The sequence below is a fragment of the Streptomyces sp. NPDC091287 genome (genome assembly GCF_044768525.1).
GTDB lineage: Bacteria > Actinomycetota > Actinomycetes > Streptomycetales > Streptomycetaceae > Streptomyces.
On record NZ_JBIVUV010000007.1, the window covers coordinates 84,765 to 108,061 of the forward strand.

Annotated in this window: 21 protein-coding genes; 10 read left to right on the top strand and 11 right to left on the bottom strand. The window is 70.8% G+C overall.

Annotation, left to right across the window (positions count from 1 at the left end; all coding sequences use genetic code 11):
• Positions 1–277 precede the first annotated feature (277 nt).
• The 4 genes from ACIQRW_RS13515 (at position 278) to ACIQRW_RS13530 (ending at position 4,443) form a co-directional block, all read left to right on the top strand.
• Complete coding sequence (locus ACIQRW_RS13515) at positions 278–1,108, top strand: hypothetical protein (protein WP_403758649.1); 831 nt, start codon at positions 278–280, stop codon at positions 1,106–1,108.
• A gap of 123 nt (positions 1,109–1,231) precedes the next feature.
• Positions 1,232–1,486, top strand: coding sequence for a hypothetical protein (locus ACIQRW_RS13520; protein WP_403758652.1), 255 nt, complete (start codon positions 1,232–1,234; stop codon positions 1,484–1,486).
• 81 nt (positions 1,487–1,567) lie between these two features.
• Positions 1,568–2,842, top strand: a complete 1,275-nt coding sequence (locus ACIQRW_RS13525) for an MFS transporter (RefSeq protein ID WP_403758655.1) — start codon at positions 1,568–1,570, stop codon at positions 2,840–2,842.
• A gap of 167 nt (positions 2,843–3,009) precedes the next feature.
• A complete protein-coding gene (locus tag ACIQRW_RS13530) occupies positions 3,010–4,443 on the top strand; it encodes an MFS transporter (protein WP_403758657.1) in 1,434 nt (477 codons plus the stop codon).
• A 77-nt stretch (positions 4,444–4,520) separates the two neighbouring features.
• Here the strand turns inward: ACIQRW_RS13530 and ACIQRW_RS13535 are convergent, their stop codons facing one another.
• Positions 4,521–5,276, bottom strand: a complete 756-nt coding sequence (locus tag ACIQRW_RS13535) for an alpha/beta fold hydrolase (RefSeq protein ID WP_403758660.1) — start codon at positions 5,274–5,276, stop codon at positions 4,521–4,523.
• 171 nt (positions 5,277–5,447) lie between these two features.
• On the bottom strand, positions 5,448–6,938 hold the full coding sequence (locus ACIQRW_RS13540; protein WP_403759431.1) for a SulP family inorganic anion transporter: 1,491 nt from the start codon (positions 6,936–6,938) through the stop codon (positions 5,448–5,450).
• A gap of 467 nt (positions 6,939–7,405) precedes the next feature.
• Here ACIQRW_RS13540 and ACIQRW_RS13545 point away from each other — a divergent pair, with 467 nt between their 5' ends.
• The 3 genes from ACIQRW_RS13545 to ACIQRW_RS13555 all read left to right on the top strand — a co-directional run bounded on the left by ACIQRW_RS13545 (position 7,406) and on the right by ACIQRW_RS13555 (position 9,869).
• A complete protein-coding gene (locus tag ACIQRW_RS13545; protein WP_403758663.1) occupies positions 7,406–7,810 on the top strand; it encodes a MerR family transcriptional regulator in 405 nt (134 codons plus the stop codon).
• Between the two features lie 75 nt (positions 7,811–7,885).
• Complete coding sequence (locus tag ACIQRW_RS13550) at positions 7,886–9,115, top strand: hypothetical protein (protein WP_403758666.1); 1,230 nt, start codon at positions 7,886–7,888, stop codon at positions 9,113–9,115.
• The gene (locus tag ACIQRW_RS13555; RefSeq protein ID WP_403758669.1) at positions 9,099–9,869 is read left to right on the top strand and encodes an alpha-ketoglutarate-dependent dioxygenase AlkB; all 771 of its coding nucleotides are present in this window, start codon (positions 9,099–9,101) and stop codon (positions 9,867–9,869) included. The genes ACIQRW_RS13550 and ACIQRW_RS13555 overlap by 17 nt, the downstream gene beginning before the upstream one ends.
• Positions 9,870–9,927: 58 nt before the next feature.
• Here the strand turns inward: ACIQRW_RS13555 and ACIQRW_RS13560 are convergent, their stop codons facing one another.
• The 3 genes from ACIQRW_RS13560 to ACIQRW_RS13570 all read right to left on the bottom strand — a co-directional run bounded on the left by ACIQRW_RS13560 (position 9,928) and on the right by ACIQRW_RS13570 (position 12,716).
• Positions 9,928–11,106: an acyl-CoA dehydrogenase family protein gene (locus tag ACIQRW_RS13560; protein ID WP_403758672.1), complete on the bottom strand. Its 1,179-nt coding sequence runs from the start codon at positions 11,104–11,106 to the stop codon at positions 9,928–9,930.
• A 114-nt stretch (positions 11,107–11,220) separates the two neighbouring features.
• Positions 11,221–12,375, bottom strand: coding sequence for a methyltransferase (locus ACIQRW_RS13565; RefSeq protein WP_403758675.1), 1,155 nt, complete (start codon positions 12,373–12,375; stop codon positions 11,221–11,223).
• A 128-nt stretch (positions 12,376–12,503) separates the two neighbouring features.
• Complete coding sequence (locus ACIQRW_RS13570) at positions 12,504–12,716, bottom strand: hypothetical protein (protein WP_403758678.1); 213 nt, start codon at positions 12,714–12,716, stop codon at positions 12,504–12,506.
• Positions 12,717–12,874: 158 nt separating this feature from the next.
• Between ACIQRW_RS13570 and ACIQRW_RS13575 the strand changes: the two genes are divergently transcribed.
• Both ACIQRW_RS13575 and ACIQRW_RS13580 read left to right on the top strand, forming a co-directional pair.
• Positions 12,875–13,429 carry a GH25 family lysozyme gene (locus ACIQRW_RS13575; protein WP_403758680.1) on the top strand — a complete coding sequence of 185 codons (555 nt, stop codon included), beginning with the start codon at positions 12,875–12,877 and terminating at the stop codon, positions 13,427–13,429.
• 244 nt (positions 13,430–13,673) lie between these two features.
• Positions 13,674–14,504, top strand: coding sequence for an endonuclease I family protein (locus ACIQRW_RS13580; protein WP_403758683.1), 831 nt, complete (start codon positions 13,674–13,676; stop codon positions 14,502–14,504).
• A gap of 23 nt (positions 14,505–14,527) precedes the next feature.
• Here ACIQRW_RS13580 and glsA read toward each other — a convergent pair whose 3' ends face one another.
• The 3 genes from glsA to ACIQRW_RS13595 are packed head-to-tail and all read right to left on the bottom strand — an operon-like array spanning position 14,528 to position 16,991.
• Complete coding sequence (gene glsA, locus ACIQRW_RS13585; protein WP_403758685.1) at positions 14,528–15,877, bottom strand: glutaminase A; 1,350 nt, start codon at positions 15,875–15,877, stop codon at positions 14,528–14,530.
• Positions 15,878–15,889: 12 nt separating this feature from the next.
• Positions 15,890–16,438, bottom strand: coding sequence for a hypothetical protein (locus tag ACIQRW_RS13590; protein WP_403758688.1), 549 nt, complete (start codon positions 16,436–16,438; stop codon positions 15,890–15,892).
• Positions 16,439–16,496: 58 nt separating this feature from the next.
• Positions 16,497–16,991, bottom strand: coding sequence for a DUF1269 domain-containing protein (locus ACIQRW_RS13595; RefSeq protein ID WP_403758690.1), 495 nt, complete (start codon positions 16,989–16,991; stop codon positions 16,497–16,499).
• Positions 16,992–17,110: 119 nt separating this feature from the next.
• Here ACIQRW_RS13595 and ACIQRW_RS13600 point away from each other — a divergent pair, with 119 nt between their 5' ends.
• On the top strand, positions 17,111–18,226 hold the full coding sequence (locus ACIQRW_RS13600; protein WP_403758692.1) for a chemotaxis protein: 1,116 nt from the start codon (positions 17,111–17,113) through the stop codon (positions 18,224–18,226).
• A gap of 26 nt (positions 18,227–18,252) precedes the next feature.
• Here the strand turns inward: ACIQRW_RS13600 and ACIQRW_RS13605 are convergent, their stop codons facing one another.
• The 3 genes from ACIQRW_RS13605 to ACIQRW_RS13615 all read right to left on the bottom strand — a co-directional run bounded on the left by ACIQRW_RS13605 (position 18,253) and on the right by ACIQRW_RS13615 (position 23,142).
• Positions 18,253–19,212: a D-2-hydroxyacid dehydrogenase family protein gene (locus tag ACIQRW_RS13605; protein WP_403759434.1), complete on the bottom strand. Its 960-nt coding sequence runs from the start codon at positions 19,210–19,212 to the stop codon at positions 18,253–18,255.
• 86 nt (positions 19,213–19,298) lie between these two features.
• Positions 19,299–21,686 carry a phosphoketolase gene (locus tag ACIQRW_RS13610; RefSeq protein ID WP_403758694.1) on the bottom strand — a complete coding sequence of 796 codons (2,388 nt, stop codon included), beginning with the start codon at positions 21,684–21,686 and terminating at the stop codon, positions 19,299–19,301.
• Positions 21,687–21,729: 43 nt separating this feature from the next.
• Positions 21,730–23,142: an NADP-dependent succinic semialdehyde dehydrogenase gene (locus ACIQRW_RS13615; protein WP_403758695.1), complete on the bottom strand. Its 1,413-nt coding sequence runs from the start codon at positions 23,140–23,142 to the stop codon at positions 21,730–21,732.
• Positions 23,143–23,297 lie beyond the last annotated feature (155 nt).

The following is a 23,297-nucleotide window of genomic DNA, read 5'->3' on the forward strand; positions in this document are numbered from 1 at the left end:
GGGTACCTCCGGCTCGACGGTGCACGGGGGCGGTGCCGGTACGCGCACGGACCGGGACCGGGACCGATGGCACGTCGGGGAGGGGTGTCTCCGGCAGGGCGGGTCGGACGGCGACCGGGCCCCGTGCACGGTGGCCGAGCGGTTCACGGTCCGGGTGAGGCCACGTTCGGCGCGCCCCCAGGAATACCCCCTGGGGGTATGCTGTTATGGCGGATGTCCCCAGGACGGAAGAGACGGAAAAGAAGACCCGAAGGCACATCACACACGTGGAGTCACGATGAACAACCACTCCGGCCACGACATGACCGCCCACGGCGGCGCCCGTCCCGGTGGACTGTCGGTCTCCGAGAACGGGTACACCCTCGAACTCGACTCGACGATCTTTCCGGCCGGGGTACGGACGGTCACCTTCCGGGTGACCGGTCCCGACGGACGTCCGGTGACCGAGTTCACGCCCGAGCACGAGAAGAAGCTGCACTTCATCGCCGTCCGGCGCGACACGACCGGCTTCCAGCACGTGCACCCGGTGATGGACGGGAAGGGCACCTGGAGCGTCGACCTGACGCTGGAACCGGGAGACTGGAGATTCTTCGCCGACATCCACCCGGTGGGCCACGGCGGAACCATGACGCTGGGCATCGACGCCTCGGTCGCCGGGCCGTACGACCCGCGGCCGATTCCCGGGGGCTCGCGCAGCGCCCATGTCGACGAGTACACCGTCACCCTCGACGGCGAGCTCCTGCCCGGCACGGCGAGCGACCTGACGCTGACCGTCAGCCGGAACGGGCGGCCGGTCACCGATCTGCAGCCCTACCTGGGCGCGTACGGGCATCTGGTGGCGCTGCGGGTCGGCGACCTGGGCTACCTCCACGTCCACCCGGACGGCGAGCCCGGTGACGGCGTCACCGCGCCGGGGCCCGGGATCACCTTCATGGCCACGGCGCCGTCGGGCGGCGTCTACCGCCTCTACCTGGACTTCCAGCACGAGGACGTCGTCCGGACGGCCGAGTTCACGGTGCGGACCACCGCGACCGCCCCCGGCCCGGACGCGGCGCCCCGGGCGGCGTCCGAGCACACGGGCCACCACGGCGGCCACGCACACCACTGACCGGCCGCAGGAATCTCACCGGCCGGCCGGGCCGCGCACGGCCCTGCCGAGGGGCGCTCGATCCGTCGAGCGCCCCGCCACCCTCCAGCACAGCCTCCCCGTCGGAAGGACCGCCATGCCCCGGTGGACGAGGGCGAGATCGAGCGTGCCCGCGCGGGCACCTCGGACGACCCCGGGATCGCGGCGATCATCACCCTCGCCCTCCAGGTCCACCGCGAGCCGACGTCGATCACCGACGCGCAGGTCGTCGCGCTGCGCGGGCACGGCTACAGCGACCGTGCGATAGCCGACGTCGTCGGCGTCGTCGCACTCAACGTCCTCACCGGCGCCTTCAACCTGCTGGCCGACCTCACCCCGGAGAGCGGCGCCAATGCGTAGGGACATCCCCGCCTCCCCCCGCGGGGCGCGGCCTCCGGCGCGAGGCCGCGCCCCGCCGCAAGGACCCGGAAGGAACACGCCATGCGCCTGTTCGCCCACCGCGACTACCGCCGCCTGTTCAGCGCCCAGGTCATCGCCCTCTTCGGGACCGGCCTGGCCACCGTGGCCCTCGGGCTCCTCGCCTACGACCTCGCCGGTCCGAGCGCCGGGGCGGTCCTCGCCACCGCCCTGACCATCAAGATGGTCATGTACGTGGTCATCGCCCCGGTCGCCGCCGCGTACGTCGACCGCTTCCCCAGAAGAACCCTCCTGGCCCTCCTCGACGCGGTGCGTGCCGTGGTGGTCCTGGCGCTGCCGTTCGTCACGGAGGTCTGGCACATCTACCTCCTGGTCGGCCTGCTCCAAGCCGCTTCCGCGGCGTTCACCCCGACGTTCCAGGCCGTCATCCCTGACATCGTCACCGAGGAGTCGGACTACGTACGCGCCCTGTCCGCCTCGCAGGTCGCCTCCACGATGGAGAGCCTCCTCTCCCCCGTCATGGCAGCGGTCGCCCTGGCGTTCCTGAGCTTCGACCGGCTGTTCCTCGGCACCTCCGCCGGATTCCTCCTCTCCGCCCTGCTCGTGCTGTCGACGCGCATCCCCGAAGCCCGCCCCAGCTCCCGCACCCGGGCATGGGACAGGGCGACGGCAGGGATCAGGACCTTCCTCGGGACACCCCGGCTGCGCGGCATCATGGCGCTCAATCTCGCGGTCGCGGCGGCAGGGTCGATCGTCGTCGTCAACACCGTCAACTACGTCCGTGACGAGCTCGGGGGCTCGCAGTCGGCCGTCGCGTGGATGCTCGCCGCCTCCGGCAGCGGGACCCTGCTGGCCGCCCTCGCACTGCCCCGGGTGCTCGACCGGGTCGCCGCCCGGACGGTCATGGTGACCGGCGCCGGAGTCCTCGTCGGCGGCACGGCCGCCGCGGTGACGCTCGCCGCGGCCGGACTGGCCACCTGGACCGGTGCGGCGCTCGTCTGGACCCTGATCGGCATCGGCATGGCGCTGGTCATCACCCCGACCGGCAAGGTCCTGCGCGCCTCGGTCGAACCGAACGCGATCCCCGGCGTCTTCGCCGCCCAGTTCTCCCTCTCGCACCTCGCCTGGCTGATCACCTATCCCATCGCCGGATGGCTCGGCACGAACACCGGCTTCGCCGCCGCCTGGTCCGCCCTCGCGGCACTCGCCACCGCGGGCGCGATCGGCGCCCTCCTTCTGTGGCCGCGCCACGACGGACGAGGAGCCGCGCCCGGGACCCTGACCCCCGTCCCGGCCGGGCGCCCGTCGGACCGGTCCACCCTCTCCAAGGCCGCGTAGAACGCGCTGTCGGCCGCCGACGTCGCGCGGGCCCGTGACCGAGCCCGGTAACGAGCCCAACCCCCGACAGCCGTATCCGGTCGGCCCCAACAGCAGCTCGCTATACCCCCAGGGGGTATATTGCTCACTCGGAAGCGAGATACCCCCCTCCCGTATAGGAGAAAGCTATGTCAACCTCGTCCGCCCCTCCGAGCCCACGCCGCTGGACGGCACTCGTCCTCATAGCCCTGGCCCAGTTCACGGTCATCATGGACACGTCCATCATTGGCGTGGCCCTCCCCAAGATGCAGGCGGACCTGGGCTTCTCCCCCGAGGGCCTGTCCTGGGTGTTCAACGCCTACGTCGTCGCCTTCGGCGGGCTCCTCCTGCTCGGCGGGCGGCTCTCCGACCTGTTCGGCGCCAAGCGGATCTTCGTCGCCGGCTGGATCGTGATGGCCGGGGGATCCCTGGTCGCCGGCCTCGCCTCGGAGATCTGGGTCGAACTGACCGGGCGCGCCCTGCAGGGCGTCGGCGCCGCGCTGATCGCCCCGTCCGCCCTGACGCTGCTGATGATGCTCTTCGGCTCCCGCCCCAAGGAACTGACCAAGGCGCTGGCGCTGTACGGCGCGGCGGCACCGGCGGGCGGCACCGCCGGCGTCTTCCTCGGCGGTGTGATCACCGAGTACGCCAGCTGGCCCTGGGTGTTCTACATCAACATCCCGATCGCCCTGATGGTGCTGGCCTTCACCCCGCGGGTCATGCCCTCGTCCCCCGTCCGCCGCGGATCCGTCGACTTCGGCGGAGCGGCCACCGTCACCGTGGGACTGGCCACCGCCGTCTACGCCATCGTCCGCGCCCCGGAAACCGGCTGGTGCTCGGCCGAGACCTGGCTCGTCCTGCTGGCCGGCCTGGCGCTGATCGCCGCGTTCGTCGCCATCCAGTCGAAGCGCCGCGAGCCGCTGATGCGGCTGGGCATCTGGAAGGCCCCCAACCTCGCCGGCGCGAACATCGCGCAGCTCCTGATGGCCGCCGCGTGGATCCCCATGTGGTTCTTCCTCAACCTGTACCTCCAGCAGGTCCTGGGGCTGGGCGCGTTCGCATCGGGCGCGGCCCTGCTGCCCATGACGGTCGCCATCATGATCATGATGATCGTCCTGGCACCCCGTCTGATGGCCCGTTTCGGGAGCAAGCCGCTGATCGTCACCGGCCTGTCGGCCCTCGCGGCAGGCATGCTGTGGCTGTCGTTCGCCCGGGCGGACGGCACCTTCTGGGTCGACGTCCTGCCCGCCTCCCTGCTGGCCGCGGCCGGCATGTCGCTGGCGTTCATTCCCTCCCTCGGCACCGCACTGTCCGGTGCGCGCCCCGAGGAGGGCGGTCTGGCCTCCGGCATCGTCAACACCAGCTACCAGGTCGGCTCGGCACTCGGACTGGCCGCGATGACGGCCGTGTCCGCGGCGTACGGCGCCCGTGAACTCGGCAACCCCGAAGCACTCACCAACGGGTTCTCCGCCGCCTTCGTCGGAGCGGCGGCCCTCGCCGCCGTCGGCGCGGTCGCGTCACTGCTCACCCTGCGCGGGGCCCCCTCGCGGAATTCCGCCCCCAGCGAGAAGCAGCGCGTCTGAGCGGGCGCCTCTCGAACCCGCAGGGGCCGGCCCGGTCGGGCCGGCCCCTGCGGGGCGGTCGGGTTCGGGCGGTCGGCTCAGTCGCGCAGGAACGTCTCGACGCTGGTCGCCAGGGCCAGCGGAGTCTCGTACATGGGGTAGTGGCCGCTGTTGGCGATCTCCTCCAGTTCGGCGTTCGGATAGTGGCTGAGCCATGTGGCGCGCATGGCATCGGCCGTCAGGGCGAGATCGTGCTCGCCGACGATGACCTTGACCGGGACGGGGTTGCCGGTGATCCGTTCCGTGAGGTCGGCCGTGACCCAGTCCTTCACGTAGCCACCGAACGCCTCGCGGGTCGACCACTCCAGCGAGCGGTCGACCATCAGGTCGAGCCACACCCGGGGGGCACGTCGGCCGGTGACCAGGTCCACAATGGCCCGTCGCTTGTCGCGGTCCTGCGCGGCACCGTAGAACAGTGCCTCCCCGTCGCGGTCCAGCGGATAGACACCGGCGGGAACGGGGGCCAGGCCGACCAGCTTGCGCACCCTTCCCGGAGCCTGGGCCAGCACCTGCTGGGCCGCCTTGCCGCCCATGGAGTGGCCGACGAGGGAGAAGCTCTCCCAGCCGAGTTCACCGGCCAGCGCGAGGGCGTCGTCGGCGATCTCGGCGAGCGTGTACGCGCCGCCGACGGCTCTGCGATCGCCGTAGCCCCGGTAGTCGAGTAGCGCGTAACTGAAGGTGTCGCCGTCCAGGTAGTCCAGGACGGGGCCCCAGCCGGAGCTGGTCCCGAACCAGTCGTGGAGCACCAGCACTTTGTGGTCGCCGGAACCGATCAGGCGGTGCGGCATGCTCATACGGGGCCTCCCGGGTCGTGGACGGTCGGGCGCGCGGGGCGACGCGCGCTCCGGATCCCTTCCCCCGGCCGGGTCCGCGAACCGGATCGACGGGGAGTGCCACAGCCCGTGTGGTGGAGTCCGTCCCGGCCGCAGCGCGCTCGCCGACAGCCGGTCCCCGGGGACGTCCGCTCAGTGGCCGGCGGTCAGTTCTCCGGTGAGCCTGTCGTGGATGCGCGCGCTCGGGTCGTTGAGGCCGGTGATCTCGACGGTCTTGCCGCGCTGGGCGTACTTGGTCTCGATGGCGTCGAGAGCGGCGACGGAGGAGGCGTCCCAGATGTGGGCCGAGCTCAGGTCGATGACGACGCGGTCGGGGTCGTTCGCGTAGTCGAACCTGCCGACGAGGTCGTTGGCGGAGGCGAAGAAGAGTTCGCCGGTGACCCGGTAGACGACGGTGGCGCGGTCGGGGTCGGTGACGGCGGTGACGTCGGCGAGGTGGGCGACGCGCCGGGTGAAGATGACCATGGCGGTGACGGAGCCGACGACCACGCCGATGGCGAGGTTGTGCGTGATCACGACGCAGGCGACGGTGATCACCATGACGGCGATCTCGCCGACGGGCATCCGCCGGAGGGTCTTGGGCGCGATGGAGTGCCAGTCGAAGGTCGCGAAGGAGACCATGACCATGACGGCCACCAGGGCGGCCATGGGGATGTCGGAGACGACCGGGCCGAAGACGATGCACAGCACCATCAGGAACGCGCCCGCCAGGAACGTGGAGAGGCGGGTGCGGGCGCCGGACACCTTTACGTTGATCATGGTCTGGCCGATCATGGCGCAGCCGCCCATGCCGCCGAAGAAGCCGGTGACGATGTTCGCGACGCCCTGCCCGAGGGATTCACGGGTCTTGTTCGAGTGGGTGTCGGTGATGTCGTCGACCAGCTTCGCGGTCATCAGCGATTCCATCAGGCCGACCAGCGCCATCGCGAACGCGTAGGGGGCGATCGTCGTGAGCGTGTCGAGGGTGAACGGCACATCGGGCAGGCCCGGCACCGGCAGGGAGGACGGCAGGGCTCCCTGGTCACCGACGGTCGGCACCGCGATGGCGGCGCCGACGGTGATCACGGTGAGGATGACGATGGAGACGAGCGGGGCCGGGACCACCGTGGTGATCTTCGGGAAGAGCACCATGAGTGCCAGGCCGCCGATGATCAGGGGGTAGACGGGCCAGGGCACGTCGGTCATCTCGGGAATCTGGGCCATGAAGATCAGGATGGCCAGGGAGTTGACGAAGCCGACCATCACCGACCGCGGAATGAACCGCATCAGTTTCGCTACGCCCAGCGCCCCCAGGACGACCTGGAAGACGCCCGCGAGGATGACGGCGGCGATGAGGTAGCCGAGGCCGTGGTCACGGTTCAGCGGTGCGATCACCAGGGCGACGGCGCCGGTGGCGGCGGAGATCATGGCCCGCCGCCCGCCGACGACGGAGATCACCACGGCCATGGTGAAGGAGGCGAACAGACCGATCGCGGGATCGACTCCGGCGATGATCGAGAACGAGATCGCTTCGGGGATCAGCGCGAGCGCGACGACCAGTCCCGCCAGCACCTCGGTACGCCACACCTTCGGATCGGACAGCCAGTCGGGCTTCAGGTCGCGCAGGCGGGTGGCCGGGGACACAGCGGAGTCAGCGGAAGACAAGGGAGAAGGACCTGTCCTGCTCGGGCGCGCCCGGTCGACGGGCGAGTGCGCGGGGATGACGGGGTGCCGGGCGGCCCCCGTGGACGGCTCCGTGAGCGCGGAGCCGGAAGACCGGGGTGGGGACGGACGCGGAGCCGCGCTTCGGTGCGGCCGCGGTCACGTCCGGGGTCGGAGCGTCACGGCGGGCAGAGCGCGGCGCCGGGCGTCATGGGCTCGCGCACGCCCTTCTCCTGAGACAATCGGACCTTCGTCGGAGGCTTCATCGGCCCCGACACGGCGGTACGGGCAGCGGAACGCGGCCTCGCCTCCGACAACTCTACCCTGACGTTAGGGTAGAGATCGGCTGAGGGGCGCCCGCCCCGGACGGAGGGGCGCCTGCCGCAGGGGCGGTATCGGTGGGGACGATCCGGGAACGTACCGGGAACGAGAGAGGCCAGAGGCACCGCGTGGACGGCAAGCACATGCAGATCGGCGAGGTCGCCGCACGGACCGAGCTCTCCCTGCGCACGATCCGCCATTACGAGGAGACCGGCCTCGTCGTCCCCTCCGCCCGGTCCCAGGGCGGATTCCGCCTCTACACCGAGACCGACGTCGCCCGCCTCATGGTCATCCGGAGGATGAAGCCGCTCGGCTTCACCCTGGACCAGATGCGCGAACTGCTCGATGCCACCGACCGGCTCGACGGGGACGACCGGCTCGACGCCGGCCGGCGCGAGGAGCTGCTGGCCCGGGTGCGCGCCTATCAGCAGGCCGCCGCCGAGCAGGTCGGGAAGCTCCGCGTCCAGCTCTCTCGGGCCGAGGACTTCGAAGCCACCCTCCGCGCCCGCTGGGACGGCGACGCCGCACCGTAGGTGGAGGCGGACCGTTGCCATGTCTCCCGCTTTGAGCAGACCATCAAGTCCCGCGAAGAGGACAGGTACCGGTTGATGCGTACAACAGAGCCGACAGAAGCCCACATCGAGGACGCGAGCAACATCCTGGTCGCGCCTTCGGTGTTGCACGACGACGACACGATCAGGAGCTTCTTCGGTTCCGTCATCACGCCCGAGGACCTCGCCTCCGGTGCGCCCGACCTCACCCGGAGGACCGTCTACCTGTGCGGTGACATATCCGCGTTCAGCGGCCGCCGACTGCACTCCGCCGCCCGGGTGTTCGTCGTCCGGGAGCTGTCGCACCGGTACCACGAGGACATCGACGAACCGTGGGCCCTCATCGACATCGGCCGCGTCCCCATCCGCGTACACGGAGTCGGCGTGTACTACCGCCGCTTCTTCGGGCTCGACGACGGTCATTTCGAGGGGATCCGCGCGGAGCACGCGTTCCAGTCCCTGACGGAGTCCACCAAGCCCGGCACAGCGCATCGCAGCGGAATCTATCTGACGCCCGTCACACGGAACGGCGACGAACTGCGTTTCCGCCTGCTCCGGTGCTCCACGAACCTCTCGGGGCCGACGGAGGGCTTTCGCCCGACCGACACGCTCATCGTCGAGGCGCTGAACCGCGAGGCGGCCACCGTCTTCCGGGACCAGGCTCCGCTGAACCACGTCCTCGCCCAGATCTACCACAACACCCTTGCCACGGCGGAGCGCAAGCAGTCCAAGGCCAAGATCGCGGCCCACGCCGACAAGACCAAGGACATGCCCGTCAACGGCATCATGGCCTTCTGCACCTTCTACGACCGGCTCGACAGCCTGCGCCCCCTGACCGATGACGCCTTCGACTACGGCGTGAAAGGCGCCAGCGGGCTGACCAGACTCCGCTTCCGTCTCAAGGAGACGGCCGAAGAGCGCGACGGGACCCCGCTCCCCTCGCAGTTCAGCGTGACCCTCTATCCCGGCTCCGTGTTCTTCATGCCGCTGTCCACCAACCGCCTGTATACGCACGAGATCCGGCCCTCGGCGCTGGACGCCGCGTCGCTCCCGACCCGCCTGGGGTACGTGGTGCGCTGTTCGAGCACCGAAGCCGTGCACAGAGACGGCCACACGTTCCTCGAAGTGGCCGGGGACCTGGTGAGGATGGAACCGCCCACACCGGCCGGCCTGGACGATCTGCGCAAGCTGTACGCCGAGGAGAACAGGACCTCGTCCTTCATCGACTACGGCGACAAATTCCTCTTCAGCATGAACACGGGAGACTACGTTGCCCCCCGGATCTAGGTTTTCGGATGAGATCCTCGTGAGCACTGTGCCGACCGAGGAAGATCTCTTCACGAAGCTGTCCACGTCGGCTCATCTGGAAGACCTGGGAAAGGGGCGGCGAGGCGCCGTGCTCACCAGGACGGACGAGGCGGACGGCGTGCCGCTCGTACGCACGACCACGCGGTACAGCAGCCCTGCGCAGCGTTTCCGGGCCGTGCACGAACGGCTGGCGCGACGCGTCCAGGAACGTGCGGCGCTTCCGGTCGGCTTCAACAACGCTCTCATCGAGAGCTACACGAACGCCTACACGAGAATGGGCAGCCACTCCGACCAGGCACTCGATCTGGCCGACGAGTCGTTCATCGCCGTCCTCTCCTGCTATCGGTTTCCCGAAGCGGGCCCACCGAGGAAGCTGATTTTCGAATCGAAGGAGTCCGGTGACGAGAAGGTCGAGATCCCACTGACCCACAACGGTGTCGTCGCGTTCTCCGTCGACGCGAACAGGCGGCTCAGGCACAGAATCGTGCTGGAGGATCCCTCCCGCACAGCGGACAACCTGTGGCTGGGCGTGACCTTCCGGACGTCGAAGACCTTCGTCCGGTATCGCGACGGGCAGGCACACCTCCCGCGGGGTGCCCGCCTCACATCGGCCGACGAGGAGCAGAGGAACGAGTTCTACCGGCTGCGACGCCGCGAGAACAAGGAGACGGACTTCAGCTACCCCCCGCTGACGTACACCGTCAGCGAGAGCGATCTGGTGCCGCCCGTCTGACCTCCGGGCCCTGAACCACGTGGCGGGACCACTCTCCGCCGCGAAGGCCGACTGCCCCTCACCGCCGCACGCGCGGCATCCCCAGCCCGATCCACGAGATGATCTCCCGCTGGATCTCGTTGTTGCCGCCGCCGAAGGTGAAGATCACGGCCGACCGGTAGCCGCGTTCCAGTTCGCCGTGGAGCACGGCGCCCGCCGATCCCTCCTTCAGCGCGCCCGCGGAGCCGACGATCTCCATCAGCCAGGCGTAGGCGTCCCGGCGGGCCTCGGAGCCGTAGACCTTGACAGCCGAGGCGTCCTGGGGGGTGAGCGTGCCGTCCTGGAGGGCCGCGACCATCTGCCAGTTGAGCAGTTTCATCGCGTCGAGGCGGGTGTGGGTACGGGCGAGCAGGGCGCGCACCCAGCCGAGGTCGATGACCCGGCGGCCGTCGGCGAGCTTGGTGTCGGCGGCCCAGCGCTGGACGTTGTGCAGGGCGCGGACCGCCATCGTGCCGTGGGCGGCGAGGGTGACGCGTTCGTGGTTGAGCTGGTTGGTGATGAGCCGCCAGCCGTTGTTCTCCTCGCCGACGCGGCGGGACACCGGGACCCGGATGTTCTCGTAGTAGCTCGTGGTCGTGTCGTGCGAGGCGAGGGTGTTGATCAGGGTGCAGGAGTAGCCCGGGTCGCTCGTGGGGACGAGGAGCATGGTGATGCCCTTGTGGGGCGGGGCGTCGGGGTCGGTGCGCACGGCGAGCCAGACCCAGTCGGCGGTGTCGCCGTTGGTGGTCCAGATCTTCTGTCCGTCGACGACGTACGCGTCCCCGTCGCGGACGGCGCGGGTCTTGAGAGCGGCGAGGTCGGTGCCGGCGTCCGGTTCGCTGTAGCCGATCGCGAAGTCGATCTCCCCGGCCAGGATGCCGGGCAGGAAGTGGGCCTTCTGCTCATCGGTGCCGAACTGCATGATCGTGGGCCCGACGGTGTTCAGGGCCATCAGCGGCAGCGGTACGCCGGCCTGGGCGGCCTCGTCGAAGAAGATGAACTGTTCCATCGGGCTGAGTCCCCGGCCGCCGTACTCCTTCGGCCAGCCGACCCCCAGCCAGCCGTCGGCGCCGAGCCTGCGGACCGTGTCGCGGTAGAAGCGCTTCTGGGCGGCGGGCTCCGCGTAGCGGGCGTAGGCGTTGTCGGGCACCAGGGTCGCGAAGTAGGTGCGCAGTTCGGTACGCAGCCGCTGCTGCTCAGGCGTGTATTCGAGGTGCACGGCCCCTCCAGAGTCTCGCTTCGGCGTCGTCCGTGTGCGGCGGCGCACACAGTAGAACGTGTTGCAAGAATCCGGAAGGGCCGGCGGGCGTCCGGCGGACGAAAGGCCCAGCGGTCAGCGCTTGACGGCGCGCAGCACCACGAATTTCGGGTCGCCCGCGACCGTGGTGCAGTTCCCGAAGATCCGGCGCAGGTGGGTGTGGTACGAGAGGTGCCGGTTGCCCACGACCCAGAGCTCGCCGCCCTGGCGCAGGGCGGTCCGAGCCCCGGCGAACATCGTGCGGGCCGTCGCGTCGGTGGTCGCCATGTGCGAGTGGAAGGGCGGGTTGTTCAGCACCAGGTCCACGCTGCCCGGGTCGAGGTCGCCGAGACCGTCGCCGACCAGGAAGTCGGCCTTCGCGCCGTCGGGCGCACCGGCCCGGAAGGTCTCCTCGGCGGAGGCGACCGCCCCGTAGGACTCGTCGACGAAGGTGAGGTGCGCGTCGGGGTTGGCGATGGCGGCGGAGAGCCCGAGGACCCCGTTGCCGCAGCCCAGGTCGACGACCTGGACCGCCCCGGACCGGGTGGGCAGGTGCTTCAGGAAGAAGCGGGTGCCGATGTCGAGGCGCTCCGCGCAGAAGATCCCGGCGTGGTTGACGGCCGTCAGGCCAGCGACCGGGCCCACGTCGGCGGGCAGCTCGTAGCGGTACGGCCACGGGCTCGGCGTACGCGGCAGAGCGGGGTCCGGGGTGCAGAAGATGAGCCGCGCCTTGCGCACCGCGAGGGAGGTGCGGGTCGGGCCGATGATCCGCTCGAAGAGCTTGAGCGTGGAGGTGTGGATCTCCTTGACCATGCCGGTGCCGATGACCACGGTGCCGGAGTGGACGGCGGGGGCGATCCGGTGGAGCTGGTCCTCCAGGAACGCCAGGGACTTGGGCACCCGGACGAGCAGGACGTCGATCCGGTCCGGCGGGGTGTCGCGCGAGGACAGCAGCCGGACCGCGTCCTGGTCGACGCCGTTCCTGGCGAGGTTGGCGAGGGTCGCGCGCCGGGCCAGGTAGGAGTCGCTGATCTGGACCGGCCGGTGTGCGGCCAGCGCGGTGGCGAGCGCCCCCCACCGGTCCCCCACGACCGCGACCGTCCCCGAGAGGTCGACCGGGCCCGTCTCGGGATCCGTCAGCTGCCGGAGCAGGTATTCATCGGCGGCGTCCCACGCGCGGAAGGGATCGCGCGGGTGCTCGGGGAAGCGGGCGAGCTCGAAAGCGCCCTGTGAGGTCGTCAAACGGTTCATATGTCACTCAGGCTAGCCGAGGGAACCGGGGCGCGCCCCACACGCTCCCCGGCTCCCCGGCCGCCTCCACCTCGGCGTACGGCTCCGCGCACCGGCCCACCGGGTGTCCCCACGGGCCCGCCGGGCCGTCAGGGCAGTTGTTTGTCGATGGCCGACCGCCCCTCGGCGGCCAGCTTGCGCCGTGCCCATTCCAGGGTCTCCGGCGTCAGGTCCCGCCCGGAGGCGAGCACCAGGTCCTCCGCGCTCGGCCGGTCGCTCGCGCCCGTGTGCAGGAGCCGGTCGGGCGTGATGCCGTCCGGCCCGGACACGGCCGCGGATACGGGTTCGGACTCTTCGCTCATGCCGCCTCCTCGTCCTTGCGGCAATTCTCGCGCCGCACGGGCCCGGCCGCATCCGAGGAGCCCGCGCACGCCTACCCAGGAGGGTGAATCAGCCCTTGGCACGCCCGAGGAGTGGGCAGAAGAGGGACGTCGTTGCCCCATTCTCCGAGGCGGTGCCCATGCTCCACGGTGTCGACGTCAGCGCCTATCAGCCCTCCTACGACACGGACGGACTCGACTTCGTCATCGTCAAGTCCACCGAAGGCCGCACCTATGTCAATCCGCGTCTGGACGCGCAGGTCAAGCGGGCCAGGGACGCCGAGTGCGTCGTCGGCTTCTACCACTTCCTCTGGCCGGGGGACGTGTCGGACCAGGTGGCGTACTTCCTGAGCAAGACCCCGGAGAAGGCGGGTGATCTGCTCGCGGTCGACTGGGAACAGACCGGCGGCGGGACGCGGGCGAGCAACGCGGACAAGGACCGGTTCATCCGCGCGGTGAAGCGGGAACGGCCCGACCACCGGGTCCTGTTGTACTGCAACCGCTCCTTCTGGCTCAACCACGACACCACCGGCTACGCGGGCGACGGGCTGTGGATCGCCGACTACGGCACCGCGGGCAAGCCCCGCATCGAGGCGGACTGGCGCATTCACCAGTACACCGACGACCCCCTCGACCGGAACGTCGCCGACTTCGACTCGGTCCGCGCCCTGCGCGACTGGGCGGCCGGCCGCTAGAGAAGGCGGACACCCCGCGCACCCCGTACGCCCCCGGTGGCCCTGGGCCACCGGGGGCGTACGGCGTTCCGACGGCTTCCGGCGGACCGATTCTTGACCTGCACATGATAGGTACACAGTGTTCACACGTGGGGCACGGTGCGTGTGGAAGGCTCCCGCCTGACCACCTACCGCACGGCCGTCGCGCGGGTCCCCCACCCAGGGTCCTCGTCGCGACGCCCGCGTTCCGGAGAGGACACCCCACATGTCCCGTCGTCACTCGTTCTACGCGCGTCCACTGCTCGCCGCCGTGGCAGCCGTCACCGTGCTCGCCGGCACCGCCGCCGCGGCCCCGTCGGACACCTCGCCCGGCCGGTACACCGCCACCGCTGCGGCCCTCGACGACACCTACTACCAGGACTACTACCAGGACGCGCTCGGCAAGACCGGAGCCGAGCTGAAGTCCGCCCTGCACACGATCATCAGCGACCAGACCAAGCTCTCCTACAGCCAGGTGTGGGACGCCCTCAAGGCGACCGACGAGGATCCCGCCAACTCCTCCAACGTCGTCCTGCTGTACACCGGGCGCTCCCAGTCCAAGAACGACAACGGCGGCGACTCGGGACAGTGGAACCGGGAGCACGTCTGGGCCAAGTCGCACGGTGACTTCGGCACCGCGACGGGCCCGGGCACCGACGTCCATCATCTGCGGCCCACCGATGTCCAGGTCAACTCCACGCGCGGGAACAAGGACTTCGACAACGGCGGGAGCGAACTGGGCGACGCGCCGGGCAACTTCACCGACAGCGATTCCTTCGAGCCGCGCGACGAGGTCAAGGGCGACGTCGCCCGCATGATCCTCTACATGTCGGTGCGCTACGAGGGCAACGACTCCTTCGCCGACCTCGAACCCAACGACCAGGTGAACAACGGGTCCGCGCCGAAGATGGGCAAGCTGTCCGTCCTGAAGCAGTGGAGCCAGGAAGACCCGCCGGACACCTTCGAAAAGCGCCGCAACGACGTCATATTCGACCAGTTCCAGCACAACCGGAACCCGTTCATAGACCACCCGGAGTGGGTCGGCGCCATCTGGTAGTCCTGCCCACCCGGCGGTACGGCTCAGTCCTCCCCGGCCAGGGCCTGCGCGCAGCCTTCGACGGCGTCCTCACGGGTGGCGTAGCGCGGCAGGTCCTGGCCGGTCCGTTCCCGCACGAGGTCGGACGGGCCCAGCAGATCGTTCGGATCGACGACCGCCGCGCGCCGCCCGTCGCCGGCGAGCCGCGCGAGCCCGGTGTGCAGCATCGCCAGGGCCACGGAGTCGACCGACGTGACGTCGTGCAGGTCGAGGACGACCGAACCCCCGCCCGGCCCGGACTCGTCCAGGGCGTACAGCACGCGCTCCGCGGCCGTGAAGTCGATGGACCCCTGGGCGACGACGACGCCGACCTGTTCGTGCAGGACCCGTTCGTGCCCGGCCGACGGCGCCGACGGCAGGTCGTCCGCGGTGGTGACGAGGGTGACGGTGGAACCGGGGAGCGCGGGGTTGAGCATGAGGTGGAGCCCGTAGCGGTCCGACATCGCCTCCAGTGCGGCGTGGCCGCGCACCGATCCACCGGTGGCGTCGAGCGGCGGGCTGTAGGTCGCCACGCCGAAGCGGGCGGGGCCCACCGCGATGAGGCCGCCGGACACCCCGCTCTTGGCGGGAAGGCCGACGCGCAGCAGCCACTCGCCCGAGCCGTCGTACATGCCGCAGGTCGCCATGACGGCGAGGACCCGGGCGGCGACCTCGGCGGAGACGACCCGCTCGCGGGTCACCGGGTTCACGCCGCCGTAGGCGAGCGTCGCGGCCATCGTGGCGAGGTCGACGGCGGTGACCCGGATCGCGCACTGACGGAAGTAGCGGTCGACCGCGAGGACCTGGTCGACGGGCATGGTGCCGGTGGAGCGGATCAGGTACGCCAGCGCCCGGTTGCGGTCCCCGGTCACCGACTCGGAGCTGAACACCTCTTCGTCGACGTCCAGTTCACGCCCGGCGAAGCAGCCGAGGCAGTGCAGGATCCGGTCGAAGGCGGGTTCGTCCGGGGTGTCGGGGATCAGCGCGGTGGTGACGATCGCACCGGCGTTGACCATGGCGTTGGCGGGCCTGCCCGTACCGGGTTCGAGGCTGATGGCGTTGAACGCCTCGCCGCTCGGCTCGGCGCCGACCCAGCGGCTCACCTCGTCGAGGCCGAGCAGGGAGAGCGCGAGGGCGTAGATGAACGGTTTGGAGACCGACTGGAGGGTGAAGGGCACCTCGGCCTCGCCCGCGACGTAGCGGTGTCCGTCCATGCTCACCAACGCGAGACCGAAGGCGTCCGGGTCGGCGAGGGCAAGCTGGGGAATGTAGTCGGCCGGCTTCCCCTCCCGTACGTCGACGAACCGGTCGCGCAGGTTCTGGAGGGAGTCGGTCACCGCGTCGGCGGCGCTCATGGCCCGCGCCCCTCAGCCGCGCTCGGCCTGGGCGACCCGGGGGAAGGTCTTCACCCCGGCGGCCTTGCGGCTGTTGGCCTGGGCGGTGACCGTGCGGCCGGGCGGGGCGTCCTCGACGCCGACGACGACGGCGTCGAGCACCTTGTCCTCGGCGTCGACGAACTCCACCTTCACGGCGAAGAACGTGGCCTCGTCGGTGGGGTTGGTGACCCGGACGAGCGCGCTGCGGACCTCCTCGGACGCGGTGAGCGGCAGTCCGTTGACCGAGACGTCGCCGATGGCGTTGCCCCGGCCCTCGACCTCCTCCAGCCGCTTCGCCGCCTCCTGCCGTACGCGTTCGGACTCGGCGGACACCGAGGCGGCGAAGCTCTGCTGGGTGCGCGGGCTCGGCGCCTCGGAGGGTGATTCCTCCGGCTCGGGTGTGAGGGTGTGGACACCCTGGTCGGTGCCTTCGCTGCTGGTGTCGGAGTCGCAAGCCGCCGTGGAGGCGAACAGCAGGGCCGCGACGGCGACGGGGGCCAGGGCGCGTACGGCTCGGCGCGCGGGGAGGTTCGCTTTCACGGACGGTCCGTCCAATCCAGGAGAGGGGGTGCGAGAGGGGGGAAGGGCTGTTCGCGGGTCACACCGTCTCGTCGCCGAAGATGTCGCGGAGCTTCGCCTCGCGCTCGGTGTCGAGATTGCTGTGGAGGAGTTCGGCGCCGTCGCCGGGCAGTTGTGCGCCGATCCGCTCGGGCACCTCGTTCATGGTCAGCAGGAACAGCGCCGAGGTCCCGGGCGTCACCTTCTCCTTGACCTCGGCGATGAAGTCGTCGTCGATGCCGACGTCCGCGAGCTTCCCGCCGAGCGCCCCGGCGGCCGCCCCGATGGCCGCTCCCAGCAGCGGCATGAGGAAGATCAGGCCGAAGAGCATGCCCCAGAAGGTCCCGCTGAGGGCCCCGGCGCCGACGAGGTTCAGCAGCTGTCTGGTGCGCGGCTTGGCCCGGTCGGCGGGCCAGCTGACCACCGCCGCGTCGAGGATCTTGATCAGCCCTTCCTTCTGAAGGGATTTCAGCGCCTCCTCGACGCTCTCCGCGCCTTCAGCCGTCCGGAACTTCCACACCGTGAGCGTGGACATCGCGCAGCCTCCCGCACTCCAAGGGCAACAACTCGCCCATATTAGGATCAAAAGGTATGAATTGACTCGTCGAAGCATCCGCTTCATACGGGAGCGGGTTCGAGCCCTGGGAGGGAACGATGGATACGGACGCCCTGACCGCCGACCTGTTGCGGGAGCTGCGGGCGACCCGGCCCTATCCGGCCCTGTCCCTGACCATGCCGACCCACCGCAAGGCCCCGGACAACGGCCAGGACCCGGTCCGCCTGCGGAACCTGGTGGCCGACGCCGGACACCGCCTCGAAGCCGATCCGCAGGTCAGCCGCGAGGTCCGGGCCGCCCTCGTGCACCAGTTGGAGCGGGCGGCGGCCGAGGTGGACCCACGCGCGGCGATGGACTCCCTGGTGCTCCTCGCCACCACCGACGAGTACTGGATCTGGCAGCTTCCGCGCACCGCACCCGAACGGGTGGTGCTCAGCGACACCTACCTCACCCGCAACCTCGTCGCCGCCAAGGCCCAGACCCGGCCCTTCCGGGCGCTGACGGTCGCCGCCGACCACGCGACGCTGTGGATCGGCACGGCCGACGGCATCCGCCAGGAGGCGGTGGGCGGCTTCCCGCTGACCGCGCCGAAGGAACCGCCGAACCCGCAGCGCGAGGAGCGGATCGGGGACACCCCGAGCACTTTCAGCGACGAGGAGACGCGGAACTTCTTCCGCGATGTCGACGAGAAGCTGCGCGCGGTGCTCGCCGACGATCCGCGCCCGCTGTATCTGGTGGGCCTCGCCCCCGCCCTCGCCCTGCTGGACGAGGTCGGCGAGAGCTCCGGGTCCGCCGTCGGCCGGGTCACCAAGGGCGCACCGGCGGACCTGTCGCCCGCCGAGGTCCTCAAGGAGCTGCGGCCCGCCCTCGACGAGGGCGCTCGCCGGGCGGCGGCGGAGGTGGAGACCAGGCTCGACAACGCCCGCAGCGCCCACTCCTTCGCCGGCGGGCTCGACGAGGTGTGGGCCGCCGTCCGTGAGGGCCGGGCGGGGCTGGTCGCGGTGGAGGAGCACTTCCAGACGGCCGTCAGGGTGACCGACGAGCACCTGGAGCCGGTGCCCGAGGGAAGCACACAGAGCGCGGACGGCACGATCCGCGAGGACATCGTCGACGAACTGGTCGAAGCCGCGCTCGACAGCGGCGCCGATGTGGTCTTCGTCGAGGACGGTTCGCTGGCGGACCACGGCCGGATCGCGGCGGCGCTGCGCTACTGACCGAGCCTCTGACAGGCCCTCCGCCGTCAGCCCAGGCGGCGGAGCGGCTGCCCGTCGAGGAAGGCCCTGATGTTCTCCACGGCCTGGCCGTAGTAGGTCTCGTAGTTGGCGCGCGACACATATCCCAGGTGCGGGGTGGCCAGCAGGCGCGGAGCCGTGCGGACCGGGTGACCGGCCGGGAGCGGCTCGGTGTCGAACACATCGGTCGCGGCCCCGGCGATGACGCCGGCGTGCAGAGCGGCGAGCAGGGCGTCCGTGTCGACGACGGCCGCCCTGGAGGTGTTGATCAGATACGCGGTCGGGCGCATCAGGGCGAGTTCGGCCGCCCCGATCAGGCCCCGGGTCCGGTCGCCGAGCGCCAGGTGGACGGAGACGAAGTCGCTGGAGGCCAGCAGTTCCTCCTTGGAGGCCGCCAGCTCCGCCCCGACCTCGTCGGTCCGTTCCTTCGTAAGGTTCTGACTCCACGCCAGGACGTCCATGCCGAAGGCCAGGCCCACGCGCGCCACCCGGCCGCCGATCTTTCCGAGTCCCAGCAGCCCGAGCCTCCGCCCGTGCAGATCGGCGCCGAGGGTGGACTGCCAGGGGCCGCCCGAGCGCAGCGCCTCCGCCTCGGGGACGATCCCGCGCGCCAGACCGAGGAGCAGCGCCCAGGTCAGCTCGACGGGCGGGGTGGCGGAGCTGGCGGTGCCGCAGACGACGACGCCGTGCCGCTTCGCGGCGTCGAGGTCGATGACGGAGTTACGCATGCCGGAGGCGACGAGCAGCCGCAGCCGGGGCAGCCGGGCGAACAGCTCCGCCCGGAACGGCACCCGCTCGCGCAGGGTGACCACGAGGTCGAAGTCGGCGAGCGCCGCGGCCGCTTCGTCCTCGGTGGCGAGGTGCTCGGTGAAGGTCACGACCTCGACATCGGCGGTCACGGGCGACCAGTCGACGACGGTGGTGGCGACGGACTGGAAGTCCTCGATCACGGCACAGCGCAGCTTCATGGCGGCCTCTCCGGTGGGTCTCGGGTCGCCGCCCATGATCGCTCAACCACCCCGTCGGCGAGAACAGGGCCCGGTGACCGACGCCGTCAGCCGCCCCACGTCCAGTCCACGACCTCCGGCAGGTCCGTGCCGTGCTCGCGGATCCAGGCGTGGTGGCGGGTGCGGACGTCCGCCATCTCCTGACGTACCGCGACGGCCCGGACGCCGAGCCCCGGCACCCGGTCGATGACGTCCATGACCAGCCGGTAGCGGTCGAGGTCGTTGCGGACGACCATGTCGAACGGCGTGGTCGTGGTGCCTTCCTCCTTGTAGCCGCGCACATGGAGGTTGGCGTGGCCGTTGCGGCGGTAGGCCAGCCGGTGGATCAGCCACGGGTAGCCGTGGTAAGCGAAGATCACTGGCCTGTCGCGGGTGAACAGGGCGTCGTACTCGGAGTCCGGCATTCCGTGCGGGTGCTCCGCGTCGGGCATCATGCGGGCGATGTCGACGACGTTGACCACGCGCACGGCCAGCTCCGGCAGATGGCGGCGGATCAGGCCGGCGGCGGCCAGCGTCTCCTGGGTGGGTACGTCCCCGGCGCAGGCGAGGACCACGTCCGGTTCCCGGCTCCCGTCCTCGGTCCCGGCCCACTCCCAGGCTCCGGCCCCGCGCGCGCAGTGGGCGCGGGCCTCGTCCAGGGTGAGCCAGTCAAAGGTCGGCTGCTTCCCGGCGACGATCACGTTGACGTAGTCCCGGCTGCGCAGCGCGTGGTCGGCGACGGAGAGCAGGGTGTTGGCGTCCGGCGGGAGGTAGACGCGCACGACCTCGGGGCTCTTGTTGAGGATGTGGTCGACGAAGCCGGGGTCCTGGTGCGAGAAGCCGTTGTGGTCCTGGCGCCAGACGTGCGAGGTGAGCAGGTAGTTGAGCGAGGCGATGGGCCGCCGCCAGGGCAGCCGGCGCGAGGTGCGCAGCCATTTGATGTGCTGGTTGACCATCGAGTCGACGATGTGGGCGAAGGCCTCGTAACTGGAGAAGAGCCCATGCCGTCCGGTGAGGAGGTAGCCCTCCAGCCAGCCCTGGCAGAGGTGTTCGGAGAGCACCTCCATCACACGGCCGTCGTGGGCGAGGTGTTCGTCGGTGGGCAGGGTGCCGGCCTGCCAGGCCTTGCCGGTGACCCGGTAGAGGGCGTCCAGCCGGTTGGACGCGGTCTCGTCGGGGCCGACGACGCGGAAGTCCCTGCGGTCCTCGGTGGCGGCCATCAGGCTCTCCAGGAAGCCGCCGAGCACCTTGGTCGGCTCGTGGAGGGCGGTGCCGGGCTTGTCGACCCGTACGGCGTGGTCCGCCGGGTCGGGCAGCGGGAGGTCGCGCAGCAGCAGCCCGCCGTTGGCGTACGGGGTGGAGCCGAGCCGGGCCGCTCCCTCGGGCACACAGGCGAGGACCTGCTCGGTGGGGCGGCCGTCGGCGTCGAAGAGTTCGGCGGGCCGGTAGGAGCGCAGCCACGCCTCCAGCTGCCGCAGGTGTTCCGGGTTGTCGCGGACGCCGGGGAGCGGGACCTGGTGGGAGCGCCAGGTGTTCTCGACGGGCAGTCCGTCGACCTCTTCTGGTCCTGTCCAGCCCTTGGGGGTGCGCAGCACGATCATGGGCCAGCGGGGACGCTCGGTGGCGCCGTCCTCGCGGGCGGCCCGCTGGTACGCGCCGATGCGGTCCAGGGCGGTGTCCATGGCGGCGGCCAGTGCCCGGTGGACGGCGGCCGGGTCGTCGCCGCTGACGAACAGGGGGTCGTGGCCGTAGCCGCGCAGCAGTTGGCCGAGCTCCTCCTCGGGGATGCGGGCGAGGACCGCCGGGTTGGCGATCTTGTAGCCGTTGAGGTGGAGGATGGGCAGGACGGCTCCGTCGTGGACCGGGTCGAGGAACTTGTCTCCGTGCCAGGAGGCCGCGAGCGGACCCGTCTCGGCCTCGCCGTCGCCGACCACGCACGCCACCACCAGGTCCGGGTGGTCGAAGGCGGCTCCGTAGGCGTGGGCGAGGGCGTAGCCGAGTTCGCCGCCCTCGTGGATGGAGCCGGGTGTCTCGGGGGCGACATGGCTGGGCACGCCGCCGGGAAACGAGAACTGCTTGAAGAGCAGTCCCATGCCCTCGACGTCCCGGCCGATGTCCGGGTAGGTCTCGGAGTAGCTGCCTTCCAGCCAGCAGTTGGCGAGGACGGCCGGTCCCCCGTGGCCGGGCCCCCACACGCACAGGGCGCTCAGGTCCCGGGACTTGATCACCCGGTTGAGGTGGGTGTGGACGAGGTTGAGCCCCGGCGAGGTGCCCCAGTGGCCGAGCAGCCGCGGCTTGATGTCCTCGGGGACGAGCGGCCGGGTCAGCAGGGGGTTGGCCATCAGGTAGATCTGCCCGACGGCGAGGTAGTTGGCCGCGCGCCAGTGCGCGTCGAGCGCGGCGAGTTCGTCGTCGGAGAGGGCGGAGGGCGCGGAGGGCGTACGGGGGTCGCTCACGGAGCAGGTCTCCTCGTCGGGTGACGGCACACGGGCGGGGGTGTCAGGACGCCTCGGGTCCGTACCAGAGTGTGGTGGCGTTGCAGAACTCGCGGATGCCGTGTCCGGCCAGCTCACGGCCGTAACCGGAGCGCTTGATCCCGCCGAAGGGCAGGGCCGGGTGCGAGGCGGTCATCCCGTTGAAGAAGACCCCGCCGGCCTCCAGGTCGCGGGCGCAGCGCTCCTGTTCGCCGGGGTCGCGGGTCCAGACGTTGGAGCTGAGGCCGAAGGGGGTGTCGTTGGCCAGGTGGATCGCCTCGTCGAGGTCGGCGACCCGGTAGAGGGTGGCGACGGGGCCGAAGGTCTCCTCGCGGTGAACGCGCATGGCGGTGGTGATGGAGGCGAGCACGGTGGGCTCGTAGAACCAGCCGTTCTCCAGGCCGCCGCCGAGCTGGTCGGGACGGCGTCCGCCGCACAGCGCCTCGGCTCCCCGTTCGACGGCGTCGTCGACGAGTTCCTCCAGGTCGGTGCGGCCCTGTTCGGTGGAGAGCGGTCCGATGTCGGTGCCCTCCTCCAGCGGGTCGCCGACGGTCAGGGCGCGCATGCCCGCGGTGAACCGCTCGGCGAACGCGTCGTAGACGTCGGCGTGCACGATGAAGCGCTTGGCGGCGATGCAGGACTGGCCGTTGTTCTGGACGCGGGCGGTGACTGCGGTGGCGGCGGCCTTCTCCACGTCCGCCGAGGGCAGGACCAGATAGGGGTCGCTGCCGCCGAGTTCCAGCACGGTCTTCTTCACCTCGTCACCGGCGGTGGCGGCGACGGCGCGCCCTGCCGGTTCGCTGCCGGTGAGGGTGGCTGCGGCGACGCGCGGGTCGCGCAGGACCGCCTCGACGGCGCCCGAGCCGATCAGGAGCGTACGGAAGCAGCCGGCGGGGAAACCTGCCCGGTGGAAGAGGTCCTCCAGGTAGAGGGCGGTCTGCGGGACGTTCGAGGCGTGCTTGAGAAGCCCGACGTTGCCCGCCATCAGCGCGGGGGCGGCGAAGCGCACCACCTGCCAGAGCGGGAAGTTCCACGGCATCACGGCGAGGACCACGCCGAGGGGGCGGTAGCGGACCAGCGCGCGGGAGGCGCCGGAGTCCTTCGCGTCGTCGGGGTCCGGGTGTTCGTCGCCGAGCAGCCCCTCGGCGTGGGCGGCGTACCAGCGCATCGCCTTCGCGCACTTGGCGGCCTCCGCGCGGGCCGCCGTGACGGGCTTGCCCATCTCGACGGTCATCGTGCGGGCGATGGTGTCGCGGTCCTCGTCGAGGAGGTCGGCGGCCCGGTTCAGCCAGCCGGCCCGCTGCTCGAAGGGCGTGGTGCGGTACTGGCGGAAGGTCTCCGCGGCGGCGGCGATCCTGCGTTCGGTCTCCTCCTCGTCGAGGGCGGGATAAGACCTGATCAGTTCGCCGTTCGCGGGGTTGACCGTCGCGATGGGCATGGCAGTGGCCTCCTTTGCATCGGTACTCCGACCGTGCCGCGCCGCACCGGTCCGCGCAACGCGGCCCTCCCCTCCCCCGCACGTACCCGGCCGACGCGGATCATGCGTGCCGGGGCAGCGCGTTCCGCGTCGGCCGGGTGAGGGGGCCGCTCCTC